We start from the raw sequence: 14,056 nt of genomic DNA, 5'->3' as shown, positions 1-14,056 counted from the left end.
TCAGCCCCCCTTCCCGACGCCACCGAGTCCGCCGGCACCGAGCCCCCCGCCGCCGAGTCCCCGGCCACCGAGTCCCCCGGCACCGGACTCCCCGCCGCCACCCAGCCCTCCGGCACCGGACTCCCCGGCACCACCGCGCGGCGGCGGCCCGCCCCCCGGCCACCCGCCACCACGCTGCCGCGAACCGCCCTCAGGCCGCGGACCACCGCCCGGCCGCCCCTCCCGCGCGGGCGCCGGGGCCCGTCGCCGGGTGGCCCGCGTCCACGGGGTCAGCAGCCGCTGGACGCCCAGCAGCAGCACGTCGGCGGTCACCGCCAGCAGGACGCACAGCACGGAGGCGGTGAGCACCTGGGCCTTGAAGAAGCTCCTGAGCCCGTCGGTGATGAGGGTGCCCAGGCCGCCGTAGTCCACCAGGGCGCCCACGGTCGTCAGGGCGACCGTGGACACCGTCGCCATCCGCACCCCGGCCAGCACCGCCGGCAGGGCCAACGGCAGCTCCACCTCCCACAGCAGCCGCCCGGTGCCGTACCCCATCCCGCGCGCGGCCTCCCGCGTCTCGGCGGGCGCGGCCGCCAGCCCGGCCAGGATGTTCCGTACGAGGATCGTCAGCGAGTACAGCACCAGCCCCGTCACGACCAGCGCGGCCGACAGCCCGAACACCGGCAGGAGCAGCGAGAACATCGCCAGCGACGGGACCGCGTACAGCACCGTCGTCAGGCCCAGCACGGGCCCGGCGAACCCCGGCCGGGCCCGCACGAGCAGCGCCAGCGGGAAGGCGACGGCGAGCCCGAGGAGCACCGACACACCGGTGATCCACAGGTGCTGCGCGGTCGCGTCCGCGAGCTCCCCGGCGCGGGAGGTCACGTACTCCGGGCAGATCCAGTCGTTGGCCGCGAGGCAGCCGGTCATCGCTTCCCACCTCCCCCGGCTCCGGACGGCCTGTCAGCGCCGTGGACTCGATGCGGTGTTCGATGGGTTCGACCCTAACGCCCGGCACCGACATTCACCCGGAGGACGCTCCGGACCGTGCACCATGGCCTCAACGCCACCACGCGCCTCAAGGGGGAGCAGTGATCCGCTTCGAACACGTCACCAAGCGGTACGCGGACGGCACGACCGCCGTGGACGATCTGTCGTTCGAGGTGGGCAGGGGTGAGCTGGTCACCCTCGTCGGCCCCTCCGGCTGCGGCAAGACCACCACCATGAAGATGGTCAACCGGCTCGTGGAACCGTCCTCCGGCCGCGTCCTGGTCGACGGCCGGGACGTCGCCGCCACCGACCCCGTGGAGCTGCGGCGCGGCATCGGCTACGTCATCCAGCAGGTCGGCCTCTTCCCGCACCGCACGGTGCTGGAGAACACCGCGACCGTCCCGCGCCTCCTCGGCGAGCGCCGGGCCAGGGCCCACGCGCGCGCGGCGGAGCTGCTGGAGCTGGTGGGCCTCGACCCGCGCGCCTTCGGCGACCGGTACCCCGACCAGCTGTCGGGCGGGCAGCGCCAGCGGGTCGGCGTGGCGCGCGCCCTGGCCGCCGACCCGCCGGTGCTGCTGATGGACGAGCCGTTCGGGGCCGTCGACCCGGTCGTGCGGGAGCGCCTGCAGAGCGAGTTCCTCGCGCTCCAGGCACGGATGCGCAAGACGGTCCTGTTCGTCACGCACGACCTGGAGGAGGCCGTCCGGCTCGGCGACCGCATGGCCGTGTACGGGCACGGCACCATCGAGCAGCTGGACCCGCCCGCCGCGGTCCTGGGCTCCCCGGCCACGCCGTACGTCGCGGAGTTCGTCGGCGCGGACCGGGCGCTGCGGCGGCTGTCGGTGACCCCCGTGGAGGAGTCCCACCTCGACCGGCCGCCCGTCGTACGGCTCGACGACCCGCTCCCGCGCGCGTGGGACGGCGCCCGGTCGGTGGTCGTCGACGCCGAGGGCCGCCCGTACGGCTGGCTCCCGGCCGCCGCGGAGGCCGCCGGACCGGCCGCCCCGGGGACGGCGGGCGCGTCCCCGGCTCGTACGTCCGCGGCGGGCGCGGCGCCCGGCGGGGTGCGGGAGTACGCGCGGCGCATGGAGGCGCGGGTGGAGCTGGGCGGGTCGCTTCGGGAGGCGTTCTCCGCGATGCTGCGGTACGACGCCGGCTGGGTCGCCGTCGTGGACCCGGACGGGGGCCGCTACCTGGGCGTCCTCACCCCGGAACGGCTGCACGGGGCCCTGCGCCGCTCCCTGGGCGACGGCGACGGCGACGGCGTCGGAGACGGCGGCGACGGCCTCGGCAACGGCAACGGCAACGGCGAGGGCGACGGCACGGAGGCGGCCCCGGCGGTCACGCGGCCCTGAGCCGGTACGGCCGGCGCGGCGCCGGCCAGGTTGCCCCCGGCCGGTAGCGGCCGGCGCGGCGCCGTCACGCGGCGCTGAGCCGGCCGCTCAGCCAGACCAGCGCGGGCGGGATCTCGCGGTTCCAGGTGCCGAAGTTGTGGCCGCCGCTGTCCAGCGTGATGGACGACACGCGCGCGGGCGCCTTCACCTTCGCGATGAAGTCACGCGTGCCCGCCAGGTTCCCCTCGCCCTGCCGGGAGGTGGTGACGAGGAACGACGTACGGCCCTGGGGCAGGTTGTCGAGGCTCCACAGCAGGTCGGCGCGGTTGCGCAGCTTCGCGTCGCCCCGGAACAGGTCGCCGGTCGTGACGTCCTCGGCCGCCTTGTAGTAGGCCGACAGCCCGGCGCCCGCGGCGAACCGGCCCGGATGGTGCAGCGCGATCTTCAGCGCGCAGTAGCCGCCCGTCGAGTTGCCGATCAACCCCCAGTTCCGCGCGGCCCCGCCGACCCGGTAGGCCCGGGAGACGGCGGTCGGCAGGTCCTCCGCGAAGTACGTCTCCGTGCGCGGCCCGCCCGGCACGTCCACGCACTCGGTGTCACGCGGCGGCGCGACCGTCGGCCGCAGCATCACCAGGACCATGGGCTGCATCCTCCCGGCCTTGGCCTGCTCGTACGCGGTACGCGGGTAGCGCAGGCCCTTGAGCAGGTTCTCGGCGGTGCCCGGATAGCCGGTGAGGACGACGGCGGCGGGGAAGGTGCGGCGGGCGTGCGCGGGCTGGAAGTACTCGGGCGGCAGGTAGACGTACGCGGGGCTGTCGATGCCGGACTTCGGGCCGGAGATCACCACCTTCTGGATCTGGCCGCCCACCTGCGGGTGGTGGCCGCCCGGCACGTCCATGGGGCGCTTCTCCACCACCTTGACGTGCTCGCCGCCCGCCGAGTGGTCGACGACGACGCCCAGTTCCTGCTCCCGGCCGAGGAGGTCGGCCCAGGAGCCGTAGAAGAGGAAGTAGTTGTTGGCGGCCAGGCCCACGGCGGCGAAGAGCGCGAGCTGGGTCGCCAGGAGCAGGCCGGCCCTGCCCAGCACCGCGCGCCAGGACCGCCGGGCGAGGCGCGGCCACAGCCACACCGTGGCGGCGAACAGCGCCGCCGCGGCGAGGACGGCCAGCGCCAGGACCTTGTTGCTGGTGAGACCCATGCGTCGTCGAAGCCTTCTTCTCGTCGTGCTCGGCGCGTCGTGTGTCGCCGTGTCGCGTGTCGCGTGTCGCCATGGCGTGTCGCCGTGTGCCGTCAGGCGCCGCGGCGAATTTTCCGGGCGGGAGTGAACCCTCCGCGCCGACCCGCCGTCCTAGAGAGCGCACATCGTCCGGTTGTTCCGGCCCCGACGTCGTTTCGGGCCGAAGGGACGCGTCAATCTCTCGCGGAGCCACGGGAAGCCATGTCTGTCACGGTAGATGGGGATAAGTCGGCATCGGTTCCGACTCGGGTACGCCGGATCCTGCGCGGACCGCGTGCCGAGAAGGTGCCCGCGCTCGTCGGTACGGCCTGCACGTTCATCGGCCTGGTGGACATCGCCGCCGGGGTCTTCCCCCGCTTCCGGGCGAGCCGGTTCCACGACCTGGTGGAGGTCCTGCCGGGCACGCTGGGACCGCTGTCCGCCGCGCTGTCCCTCAGCGTGGGCGTCCTGCTGCTCCTCCTCGCGCACGGGCTCAAGCGCCGCAAGCGCCGCGCGTGGCGGGCCGCGGTGGTGCTGCTCCCGGCCGGGGCGGTGGCGCAGTTCCTGTACCGCCACTCGGTCGTCGGGGTGCTGCTGTCGCTCGCCCTGCTCGCCCTGCTGCTGGGCCACCGCAGGCAGTTCGCCGCCCTGCCGGACCCGCGCAGCCGCTGGCGGGCCCTGGCCAACTTCGTGCTCATGAGCGCCGGTTCGCTGGGCCTGGGCCTGCTGGTCGTGAGCGCCCACCCCGGGAAGGTCGTCGGCGACCCGAGCCTCAGCGACCGGCTGGAGCACGTCCTGCTGGGCCTGGTCGGCGTCGAGGGGCCCGTGGCGTACGGCGGCAGCGTCTCCTGGACGGTCGGCTACTCGCTCGGCGCGCTGGGGCTGCTCACCGCGGTCACCACCATCTACCTGGCGTTCCGACCCGAGCACCCGGTGGCCCGGCTCACCGAGGACGACGAGGCCAGGCTGCGGGAGCTGCTCGCCCGGCACGGCGGCCGGGACTCGCTGGGCCACTTCGCGCTCCGCCGCGACAAGGCGGTGGTGTTCTCGCCGAGCGGCAAGGCGGCCGTCACGTACCGCGTGGTGTCCGGGGTGATGCTGGCCAGCGGGGACCCGATCGGCGACGTGGAGGCCTGGCCCGGTGCCATCGAGCGGTTCATGGACGAGGCCAGGGCCCACTCCTGGACGCCCGCCGTCATGGGCTGCTCGGAGACCGGCGGCCAGGTGTGGACGCGCGAGACCGGCCTGGACGCCCTGGAACTGGGCGACGAGGCGGTGGTGGACGTCGCGGATTTCTCGCTGTCCGGGCGCGCCATGCGCAATGTGCGCCAGATGGTCAAGCGGATCGAGCGCAACGGCTACGAGACGCGGGTGCGGCGCGCGCGTGACCTGCCGGACGAGGAGCTGGAGCGCATCCGCCGGGCCGCAGCCGACTGGCGGGGCACCGACACCGAGCGCGGCTTCTCCATGGCGCTGGGCCGCATCGGCGACCCGGCGGACGGCGACGCGGTCATCGCGACCGCCCACAAGGCCGACGAGTCGGCGGAGACCTCCCCGTACGGCGATCTGAAGGCGATCATCCACTTCGTGCCGTGGGGGGCGGACGGCATGTCGCTGGAGCTGATGCGCCGCGACCGGTCCGCCGACCCCGGGATGAACGAGCTGCTGATCGTCGCCGCCCTGCAGGCCGCCCCGCAGCTGAAGGTGGCGCGGGTGTCGCTGAACTTCGCGATGTTCCGCTCGGCGCTGGCCCGCGGCGAGCGGCTGGGCGCCGGCCCGGTCCTGCGGGTCTGGCGAGGGCTGCTGGTGTTCCTGTCGCGGTGGTTCCAGATCGAGTCGCTGTACAAGTTCAACGCGAAGTTCCAGCCGCGCTGGGAGCCCCGCTTCGTCGTGTACCGCAGCACGCGCGACCTGCCGCGCATCGGCTTCGCCGCGATGCAGGCCGAGGGCTTCGTGAACCTCGCGCCGCCGCGTCCGTTCCGCCGCCGGGGCGAGCGGCCCGAGCGGCCCTGCGCCCACATCGCGCCGGCCCCGTCCGCCGGCCCGGCCGCCCCGCCCGCGCCCGCCGCGCCCGGGGCCGGAGCGCGCGCCGCCTGACGCCCGCCCGTGCGGTGGCGGGGCGGCGGCGGTGGGGCGCCACCCGCCCGGACCCGTGCGCCCGGCCCGGTCGCCGCCCCGCCGCCGGTACGGCCCTAGGCTGGGGGCATGAGTACGTTGCGCGGACGCGGTACGGTCCAGGGGCTGCCGGAGTGGGACCGCTGTGCGGTCATGGGCGTCGTCAACGTGACGCCCGACTCCTTCTCGGACGGCGGGCGCTGGTTCGACACCACGGCCGCGGTCAAGCACGGCCTGGAGCTGGTCGCCCAGGGCGCCGACCTGGTGGACGTGGGCGGCGAGTCCACGCGGCCCGGCGCCACCCGGGTGGACGAGGAGGAGGAGCTGCGGCGCGTCGTCCCCGTCGTGCGCGGCCTGGCCTCGGAGGGCGTCGTCGTCTCCGTCGACACCATGCGCGCCTCCGTCGCCCGCCGGGCCGTGGAGGCGGGCGCCGTGCTCGTCAACGACGTCAGCGGCGGCCTCGCCGACCCCGGCATGGTCCCGGCGGTCGCCGCGGCCGGGGTGCCGTTCGTCGTGATGCACTGGCGGGGCTTCAGCGAGCGGATGAACAGCCTCGCCGTCTACGACGACGTGGTCGCCGAGGTCGTCGCCGAGCTGCGCGCGCGCGTGGAGGCCGTCGTCGCGGGCGGTGTCGCCCCCGAGCGGATCGTGGTCGACCCCGGCCTGGGCTTCGCCAAGCAGGCCGAGCACGACCTGGCCCTCGTGGCGCACCTGGACGCGCTGCGGTCCCTCGGCCGCCCGCTGCTGGTCGCCGCCTCCCGCAAGCGGTTCCTGGGCCGCGTCCTGGCCGGGGAGGGCCACACCCCGCCGCCCGCCCGCGAGCGGGACGCCGCGACGGCCGCCGTGTCGGCCATCGCCGCCCACGAGGGCGCCTGGGCCGTGCGCGTCCACGCCGTGCGGGCGACGGCCGACGCCGTCCGCGTGGCCCGCGCCGTCGAGGGCGCCGCCTCGTGAGCGCCGCCCGCACGGACACCGAGGACGTCGAGCTGGCCAACACCGCCTTCTACGAGGCGGTGGAGCGCGGCGACTTCGAGGCGGTCGCCGACCTGTGGCTGGACGAGCGGTACGGCGGCGTCTCCTGCGTCCACCCCGGCTGGCCGGTGCTGTCCGGCCGGGGCGAGGTGCTCCGCTCGTACGCGCTGATCATGGCGAACACCGAGTACATCCAGTTCTTCCTGACCGATGTGAAGGTCGCCGTCGCGGCGGACACGGCGGTGGTCACCTGCACGGAGAACATCCTCAGCGGCGGGCCCGCCGAGGACGGCGCCGAGCTGGGCCCGCTGGTCGGCCAGCTGGTCGTCGCGACGAACGTGTTCCGCCGCACCCCGGACGGCTGGAAGGTGTGGTCCCACCACGGCTCTCCGGTCCTGGCGGAGTCGGACGACGAGGACGAGGACGCCGAGGGCGCGGTGTGAGCTGAGCGCACCGGGCGGGACCGCTGCACGGGGCCGGCGCGGGCGGCGGCAGGCGTGCCGCGCGCGGACGGCGGTACGGGTGCCGCGCGCGGACGGCGGATCGAGCCACCCCGAGCGTACGGCGGATCGGGCACCCCGGGCGTACGGCGGTGGGAGCAGCACCCCGACCGGGTGGCGGTGTGAGCGCCCCGAGCGGGTAGAGGAGCGGTGAGGAGGCCGTCGCACGGGGCCGCGCGCGGGCCCTGTCGGTGGACGCGGGTAGATTCGAGGGGTGGCGACCGGACCGACCGCACCCGGCCGGAGGCCGCCCGGACCTACGACAGCAGGAGTGATTCGCGTGGATCGTGTCGCGCTGCGCGGCCTCAAGGCCCGCGGGCACCACGGCGTCTTCCCCAAGGAGCGGGAAGAGGGCCAGACCTTCATCGTGGATGTGGTCCTGGGCCTCGACACCCGGCCCGCCGCCGCGGAGGACGACCTGGAGAAGACCGTCCACTACGGCATCGTGGCGGAGGAGGTCGTCGACGTGGTGCGCGGCGAGCCGGTCGACCTGATCGAGACGCTGGCCGAGCGCATCGCCCAGCGCTGCCTCAAGCACGAGGGTGTCCAGGAGGTCGAGGTGTGCGTGCACAAGCCGGACGCCCCGATCACCGTTCCGTTCGACGACGTGACCATCACCATCACCCGGAGCCGCGTATGAACCGCACCCCGACCGACCCGACGGTACAGCCGGTGCCCGCCTCCGTGACGGCGCAGGTCGACGCCGCCGACACGACGCTGTCCAACCCGAAGCCGGCCGTCCTCTCCCTGGGCGGGAACCTGGGCAACCGCCTGGAGAACCTCCAGGGCGCCGTCGACGCCCTGGAGGACACCCCCGGCGTCCGCGTCAAGGCCGTGTCCCGGGTCTACGAGACCGCTCCCTGGGGCGTCGAGCCCGACACCCAGCCGCCGTACCTGAACGCCGTGGTCGTCGTGAAGACGACGCTGCCGCCGTCCTCGCTGCTGGAGCGGGCCCAGGCCGTGGAGGAGGCGTTCGACCGGGTGCGCACCCAGCGGTGGGGCGCCCGGACGGTCGACGTGGACATCGTCGTGTACGGGGACGTGGTCTCCGGCGACCCGGTCCTCACCCTGCCGCACCCGCGCGCCCACGAGCGGGCCTTCGTGCTGCGCCCGTGGCTGGACGTGGAGCCGGAGGCCCACCTCCCGGGCGCCGGGCGGGTGGCGGACGTGCTGGCCGGGATCGGCGAGGAGGGCGTCGCCGTCCGCGAGGACCTGGAACTCCGCCTGCCCGACTGACCGTTGTCCCTGAGGGACGGCGGCCCCGCGCTCCCGCGGGGAACGGCAGGCGACGGCACGACAGAGACGAAGGACCACCGTGAGGCAACTGAGGGTCAAGGTACTGGCCGGGCTCTTCGTGGTGGCCGGGATCCTGTCCTGGGGCGGCGCCCGGCTGTGGGACGCGTTCGGCACGCTGCCGAGCGTCCCGCTGGCCGCGCCGATCGTGCTGGCCGCCATCGCGGCGGTCCTGGCGGCGACGGCGCTGTCCCTCCGCGCCCGGCTGAAGGCCCAGCGGGAGCGGCGCCCCGGAGCGAAGGGCGTCGAGCCGATGGTCGCGGCGCGCGCGGTCGTCTTCGGGCAGGCCAGCGCACTCGTCACGGCCGTGGTGAGCGGGATGTACGCCGGGACGGGCGTGTTCCTGCTGGGCTCGCTGGACGTGCCCGCCCGCCGCGACCAGGCGATCTACGCGGGCTTCGCCGTGCTCGCCGGCCTGGCGGTGATCGCGGCGGCGCTGTTCCTGGAGCGGGTCTGCCGCCTCCCCGAGGACGACGAGCCGCCCGGCGCCCCCACGGCCACCGCCTGAGCCCCGCCGGGACGGCGGGGCCGCCGCTCGGGGCCCCCGGGCCCGTCACGGCTTCCCGGCCGTCTCCGGACCGCCGGGCGCCTCCCGGCACCGTCACGGTCCGGGCCTCCCGGCTCCCGGCTCCCGGCTCCCGGCTCCCGGCTCCCGGCGTCAGTTCGCCATGATGAGGCTCATCGCCTCCGAGCGGGTCGCCATGTCGCGCAGCTGACCGCGCACGGCGGAGGTGATGGTCTTGGCGCCCGGCTTGCGGATGCCGCGCATCGACATGCACATGTGCTCGCACTCGATGACCACGATCACACCGCGCGGTTCGAGGATCTTCATCAGGGAGTCGGCGATCTGCGTGGTCAGCCGCTCCTGCACCTGCGGGCGGCGCGCGTACACGTCCACCAGCCGGGCCAGCTTCGACAGGCCCGTGATCTTGCCCGTGGTCGACGGGATGTAGCCGACGTGGGCCACCCCGCGGAACGGCACCAGGTGGTGCTCGCAGGTCGAGAACACCTCGATGTCCTTGACCAGCACCATCTCGTCGTGGCCCAGGTCGAAGGTCGTCGTCAGCACGTCCTCCGGCTCCTGCCACAGCCCGGCGAATATCTCCTTGTACGCCCGCGCGACCCGCGCCGGCGTCTCGCGCAGGCCCTCGCGGTCCGGGTCCTCACCGACCGCGATGAGGAGTTCGCGTACGGCGGCCACGGCGCGCTGCTCGTCGAACTCGCCGATCCTGCCCTCGCCGTCCAGCGTCACCGCGTCGGTCATCTGTGCCTCGTTCCGTCGTGCCCTGCGTGCGCGAATTGCCCTGAGTGCGCGGATGCCGCGCCCCCTCAGGCTAGAACCTGGGGGGCGCGGCATCCATTCCGGGTGGGGTTCGGAGTCAGGACTCCGGACGCTCCTCCGGCACCGCTTCCGCGGTCTTCGTGGTGTCCACCGCGGCCGACGTCGCCGTGGTGGCCGTCGACGGGGTCGCGCCGTTGGTCAGCGCCAGCTCCTTCGGCGACAGCACCGGCGGGCGCGTGGACGGGGTGCGCCGCGAGGAGCCGGTCCACGCCGGGCGCGGAGGACGCTTCACGATCGGGGCGAAGATCTCGGCGATCTCCTCCTTGTTCAGCGTCTCCTTCTCCAGGAGCTGGAGGACCAGGTTGTCCAGGACGTCCCGGTTCTCCACGAGGATCTCCCACGCCTCGTTGTGCGCGGCCTCGATGAGCTTCTTGACCTCCTCGTCGACCAGCGCGGCGACCTCCTCGGAGTAGTCGCGCTGGTGGGCCATCTCGCGGCCGAGGAAGGGCTCGGTGTTGTCGCCGCCGAACTTGATGGCGCCGAGCCGCTCGGTCATGCCGTACTGCGTCACCATCGCGCGGGCCGTGGCCGTGGCCTTCTCGATGTCGTTGGCCGCGCCCGTGGTCGGGTCGTGGAAGACCAGTTCCTCGGCGGCGCGCCCGCCCAGCATGTACGCGAGCTGGTCGAGCATCTCGTTGCGCGTGGTCGAGTACTTGTCCTCGTCCGGCAGGACCATCGTGTAGCCGAGGGCCCGCCCGCGGGACAGGATGGTGATCTTGTGGACCGGGTCGGAGTTCGGGGACGCCGCCGCGACGAGGGCGTGGCCGCCCTCGTGGTACGCGGTGATCTTCTTCTCCTTGTCCGACATGATGCGGGTCCGCTTCTGCGGGCCCGCGACCACGCGGTCGATCGCCTCGTCCAGCATGTGGTTGTCGATGAGCTTCTTGTCGCTGCGCGCCGTCAGGAGCGCGGCCTCGTTCAGCACATTCGACAGGTCGGCGCCGGTGAAGCCCGGCGTGCGGCGGGCGACGGCCGCCAGGTCGACGTCGGGCGCGACCGGCTTGCCCTTCTGGTGGACCTTGAGGATCTCCAGACGGCCCTGCATGTCCGGGCGGTCGACCGCGATCTGGCGGTCGAAGCGGCCGGGGCGCAGGAGGGCCGGGTCGAGGATGTCCGGGCGGTTCGTGGCGGCGATCAGGATGACGCCGCCCTTCACGTCGAAGCCGTCCATCTCGACGAGCAGCTGGTTCAGCGTCTGCTCGCGCTCGTCGTGGCCGCCGCCGAGGCCCGCGCCGCGGTGCCGTCCGACGGCGTCGATCTCGTCGACGAAGACGATCGCCGGGGCGTTCGCCTTGGCCTGCTCGAAGAGGTCGCGGACGCGGGAGGCGCCGACGCCGACGAACATCTCGACGAAGTCGGAGCCGGAGATCGAGTAGAACGGCACGCCGGCCTCGCCCGCGACGGCGCGCGCGAGGAGCGTCTTGCCCGTTCCGGGCGGGCCGTAGAGCAGCACGCCCTTGGGGATCTTGGCGCCGACGGCCTGGAACTTGGCCGGCTCCTGGAGGAACTCCTTGATCTCGTGGAGCTCCTCGACGGCCTCGTCCGAGCCGGCGACGTCGGCGAACGTCGTCTTGGGGGTGTCCTTGGTGATCAGCTTGGCCTTGGACTTCCCGAAGTTCATGACTCGGGAGCCGCCGCCCTGCATCTGGTTCATCAGGAAGAGGAAGACCAGGACGATCAGGACGAAGGGCAGCAGCGACAGCAGCACGGAGACGAAGGCGCTCTGCTTGGTCGGCGAGACCGTGTAGCCCTTGTCGATCTCACCCGCCTCGTACTTCTGCTGCAGCGTCGTGGCGAGGTCGGAACCCTGGGTCCCGATGTAGCTCGCCTGCACCTTGTCGCTGCCGTCGATCTTCTGGCCGTCCTTGAGGTCGACCTTGATCATCTGCTCGTCGCCGGTGGTCAGCTTGGCCTGATCAACCTGGTTGGTGGCGATCGCCTTGATGACCTTGGCGGTGTCCACCGTCTTGTAGCCGCCCGACGAGCCGACGACCTGCATCAACACGACCACGGCGAGGACGGCCAGCACGATCCACATGACCGGCCCACGGAAGTATCGCTTCACGTCCATCCATACGGAGCGATGACGCCCCGTCCCTCCTGCCCGTAGGTAAATGCTGCTGTGAGAGTGTGAGACTTGTGAGACTACGTGCTGGCGTCTCGGTCAGCACGGGTGCGGCGGAAAAGCTGTTCTTCGGACGGTACCCCAGCATCGTGGCCCGTGGCCGCCTTCCCCACGTCCAACGCGGAGCGGGCGGCCGGGGTTCCCGGACCGCCCGTACCCGGCCGTCAGCCGCCGTAGACGTGCGGTGCGAGCGTCCCGACGAACGGGAGGTTCCGGTACTTCTCGGCGTAGTCCAGCCCGTATCCCACGACGAACTCGTTGGGGATGTCGAAGCCGATCCACTTCACGTCGATCGCCACCTTGGCCGCCTCCGGCTTGCGCAGCAGCGTGACGACCTCCAGGGAGGCCGGCTCGCGCGAGCCGAGGTTGGACAGCAGCCAGGACAGGGTCAGCCCGGAGTCGATGATGTCCTCGACGATCAGGACGTGCCGGCCCTTGATGTCGGTGTCCAGGTCCTTGAGGATCCGGACGACGCCGGAGGACTGGGTGCCCGCCCCGTACGAGGAGACGGCCATCCAGTCCATGGTGACGGGGGTGGACAGGGCGCGAGCCAGGTCCGCCATCACCATCACGGCGCCCTTGAGGACGCCGACGATGAGCAGGTCCTTGCCCGCGTACTCCGCGTCGATCTTCGAAGCCAGCTCGGCCAGCTTGGCGTCGATCTCTTCCTTGGTGATGAGCACGGACTTGAGGTCGGCACCCATGTCGTTCTGGTTCACCCGGGTCACTTTCGTTGCAGCCTGCGTCAGCCTGGGCCGGCCTGTGACGGCCTCCTGACCGACGCCTCGGCCCGTTTTCGGTCAGCCTTGCCGAATGACCAGTCTGCCACCCTGCCGCCGGGCGACGACGCGGCCGGGCAGATTGATGGCTCCCTGGCCCCGCCAGCCGGTGATCAGCCGGTCCAGCTCCTCGATGTGCCGGGCGAACAGGGAGCCGGCCGGGGCGCCCTCGGCGATGGCCGCGCGGCGCAGGACGCGGCGGCGCACGGCGGGCGGCAGCGCGTACAGCTTGGCGCACTCCAGCAGCCCGGCCTCGTCCCGCACGGTGGCGTCGGCCTCGGCGGCCCAGCGGTCCAGGGCGTCCGCGTCGTCGCGGCACAGCTGCGCGGTGCGGGCGAGGGCCTCCACGACGCCCTTGCCGAGCGACTTCTCCAGGGCGGGCAGGCCCTCGTGGCGCAGCCGGGAGCGGGTGTACGCCGGGTCGGCGTTCATGGGGTCGTCCCAGACGGGCAGGGACTGGACCAGGCACGCCGTGCGGGCGGTCTGCCGGTCGAGGTGCAGGAAGGGGCGGCGGTAGCGGCCGGCGGAGCCGGAGACGGCGGCCATGCCCGACAGGGACCGGATGCCCGAGCCGCGGGCGAGGCCGAGGAGTACGGTCTCCGCCTGGTCGTCGCGGGTGTGGCCGAGCAGCACGGCTGCGGCGCCCAGGCGCTCGGCGGCCTCGTCCAGCGCCGCGTACCGCGCGTCGCGGGCGGCGGCCTCGGGCCCGCCCTCGCGGCCGACGGTCACCGCGACGGCCTCGACCGGGTCCAGCCGCAGGGCGCCGAGGCGGGCGGCCACCTCGGCGGCGCGCAGGTCGGAGCCGGGCTGCAGGCCGTGGTCGACGGTGATCGCGCCGGCCCGGATGGCCAGCTTGCGGGCCTCGAAGGCGAGGGCGGAGGCGAGCGCCATGGAGTCGGCGCCACCGGAGCAGGCGACCAGCACGAGCGGGGGCTCGCCCGCGGGTCGCGCGGCTGCGGGTCGCGCGTCCGCGCGACCGCCGCCGGGGGGCGCGGTCCCGCCGTCCGGCGGGGTGGGGCCGGGGGGCGCGGGAGCGGCCGCCGCGCCGGCGGCGCTGTCCCGGGAGAGCTCGTTGAGTACGTCGTGGAGTACGCGGCGAACCGCCAGGCGTATCGCCGCGACCGCAGGATGGGGACCCATGTCCGGTGCCCTTCGTGGAAGTTGGGGGTGCCTCGGTCGGAGTCTTAACGGTCGGAACGGGGGGTTCGGTCACTCAGGTCGTCACTCAGCGTGCGTCGATGGTGACAGAGCACGGCCCTTACCCGAGCATCGCACGCCTATCCCTCGCCCACGGTCCCTCGGATGGGTGATAGGGACGGCGCCGTTCGGGAGAGCCGGGGATTCCGGTTCCCCGGAAGACCCCGGAAGACCCCGGGAGACCCCGGGAGACCCCGGGAGACCCCGGGAGACC

The 14,056-nt window shown here is 73.7% G+C and carries 13 protein-coding genes; 7 read left to right on the top strand and 6 right to left on the bottom strand.

The window, feature by feature from the left end; translation table 11 throughout:
• Window positions 1-909 (bottom strand): ABC transporter permease, encoded by a 909-nt coding sequence (locus tag CP974_RS16825; RefSeq protein WP_078915718.1) that lies wholly within the window; start codon window positions 907-909, stop codon window positions 1-3.
• Window positions 910-1,070: 161 nt separating this feature from the next.
• On the opposite strand from CP974_RS16825, the gene CP974_RS16820 reads away from it, so the two are divergent.
• A complete protein-coding gene (locus tag CP974_RS16820) occupies window positions 1,071-2,324 on the top strand; it encodes an ABC transporter ATP-binding protein (protein ID WP_078915719.1) in 1,254 nt (417 codons plus the stop codon).
• 64 nt (window positions 2,325-2,388) lie between these two features.
• Here CP974_RS16820 and CP974_RS16815 read toward each other — a convergent pair whose 3' ends face one another.
• Window positions 2,389-3,501, bottom strand: a complete 1,113-nt coding sequence (locus tag CP974_RS16815) for an alpha/beta hydrolase (RefSeq protein ID WP_031133463.1) — start codon at window positions 3,499-3,501, stop codon at window positions 2,389-2,391.
• 240 nt (window positions 3,502-3,741) lie between these two features.
• On the opposite strand from CP974_RS16815, the gene CP974_RS16810 reads away from it, so the two are divergent.
• The 6 genes from CP974_RS16810 to CP974_RS16785 all read left to right on the top strand — a co-directional run bounded on the left by CP974_RS16810 (window position 3,742) and on the right by CP974_RS16785 (window position 8,907).
• Window positions 3,742-5,616, top strand: a complete 1,875-nt coding sequence (locus CP974_RS16810; RefSeq protein ID WP_085921601.1) for a phosphatidylglycerol lysyltransferase domain-containing protein — start codon at window positions 3,742-3,744, stop codon at window positions 5,614-5,616.
• Window positions 5,617-5,724: 108 nt separating this feature from the next.
• A complete protein-coding gene (gene folP / locus CP974_RS16805) occupies window positions 5,725-6,588 on the top strand; it encodes a dihydropteroate synthase (protein ID WP_078915624.1) in 864 nt (287 codons plus the stop codon).
• The gene (locus tag CP974_RS16800; protein WP_031132148.1) at window positions 6,585-7,049 is read left to right on the top strand and encodes a nuclear transport factor 2 family protein; all 465 of its coding nucleotides are present in this window, start codon (window positions 6,585-6,587) and stop codon (window positions 7,047-7,049) included. The genes folP and CP974_RS16800 overlap by 4 nt, the downstream gene beginning before the upstream one ends.
• Window positions 7,050-7,386: 337 nt before the next feature.
• Window positions 7,387-7,746, top strand: a complete 360-nt coding sequence (folB, locus tag CP974_RS16795) for a dihydroneopterin aldolase (protein WP_031132146.1) — start codon at window positions 7,387-7,389, stop codon at window positions 7,744-7,746.
• Window positions 7,743-8,342, top strand: coding sequence for a 2-amino-4-hydroxy-6-hydroxymethyldihydropteridine diphosphokinase (folK, locus tag CP974_RS16790; protein WP_031132144.1), 600 nt, complete (start codon window positions 7,743-7,745; stop codon window positions 8,340-8,342). The genes folB and folK overlap by 4 nt, the downstream gene beginning before the upstream one ends.
• A 79-nt stretch (window positions 8,343-8,421) precedes the next feature.
• Window positions 8,422-8,907, top strand: coding sequence for a DUF3180 domain-containing protein (locus CP974_RS16785; RefSeq protein WP_031132142.1), 486 nt, complete (start codon window positions 8,422-8,424; stop codon window positions 8,905-8,907).
• A 150-nt stretch (window positions 8,908-9,057) separates the two neighbouring features.
• Here the strand turns inward: CP974_RS16785 and folE are convergent, their stop codons facing one another.
• From folE to tilS, 4 genes are all read right to left on the bottom strand, one after another.
• Window positions 9,058-9,663: a GTP cyclohydrolase I FolE gene (gene folE, locus CP974_RS16780; RefSeq protein ID WP_031132140.1), complete on the bottom strand. Its 606-nt coding sequence runs from the start codon at window positions 9,661-9,663 to the stop codon at window positions 9,058-9,060.
• Window positions 9,664-9,778: 115 nt separating this feature from the next.
• Window positions 9,779-11,812: an ATP-dependent zinc metalloprotease FtsH gene (gene ftsH / locus CP974_RS16775; protein WP_031132138.1), complete on the bottom strand. Its 2,034-nt coding sequence runs from the start codon at window positions 11,810-11,812 to the stop codon at window positions 9,779-9,781.
• 218 nt (window positions 11,813-12,030) lie between these two features.
• The gene (gene hpt, locus CP974_RS16770; RefSeq protein ID WP_031132136.1) at window positions 12,031-12,570 is read right to left on the bottom strand and encodes a hypoxanthine phosphoribosyltransferase; all 540 of its coding nucleotides are present in this window, start codon (window positions 12,568-12,570) and stop codon (window positions 12,031-12,033) included.
• 96 nt (window positions 12,571-12,666) lie between these two features.
• Complete coding sequence (gene tilS / locus CP974_RS16765) at window positions 12,667-13,785, bottom strand: tRNA lysidine(34) synthetase TilS (protein ID WP_031132134.1); 1,119 nt, start codon at window positions 13,783-13,785, stop codon at window positions 12,667-12,669.
• Window positions 13,786-14,056: the final 271 nt, after the last annotated feature.

This window comes from Streptomyces fradiae ATCC 10745 = DSM 40063 (assembly GCF_008704425.1).
Taxonomy (GTDB): domain Bacteria; phylum Actinomycetota; class Actinomycetes; order Streptomycetales; family Streptomycetaceae; genus Streptomyces; species Streptomyces fradiae.
Note: the sequence above shows the minus strand (reverse complement) of the source record. Positions and strands in the feature narration are given on the sequence as shown.

Bases quoted from the DNA above. Each gene is read 5' to 3' on its own strand.
- CP974_RS16825 (WP_078915718.1), bottom strand. From the start codon at position 909: ATGACCGGCTGCCTCGCGGCCAACGACTGGATCTGCCCGGAGTACGTG.
- hpt (WP_031132136.1), bottom strand. From the start codon at position 12,570: ATGGGTGCCGACCTCAAGTCCGTGCTCATCACCAAGGAAGAGATCGAC.
- CP974_RS16810 (WP_085921601.1), top strand. From the start codon at position 3,742: ATGTCTGTCACGGTAGATGGGGATAAGTCGGCATCGGTTCCGACTCGG.
- ftsH (WP_031132138.1), bottom strand. From the start codon at position 11,812: ATGGACGTGAAGCGATACTTCCGTGGGCCGGTCATGTGGATCGTGCTG.
- CP974_RS16815 (WP_031133463.1), bottom strand. From the start codon at position 3,501: ATGGGTCTCACCAGCAACAAGGTCCTGGCGCTGGCCGTCCTCGCCGCG.
- folE (WP_031132140.1), bottom strand. From the start codon at position 9,663: ATGACCGACGCGGTGACGCTGGACGGCGAGGGCAGGATCGGCGAGTTC.
- folP (WP_078915624.1), top strand. From the start codon at position 5,725: ATGAGTACGTTGCGCGGACGCGGTACGGTCCAGGGGCTGCCGGAGTGG.
- folK (WP_031132144.1), top strand. From the start codon at position 7,743: ATGAACCGCACCCCGACCGACCCGACGGTACAGCCGGTGCCCGCCTCC.
- tilS (WP_031132134.1), bottom strand. From the start codon at position 13,785: ATGGGTCCCCATCCTGCGGTCGCGGCGATACGCCTGGCGGTTCGCCGC.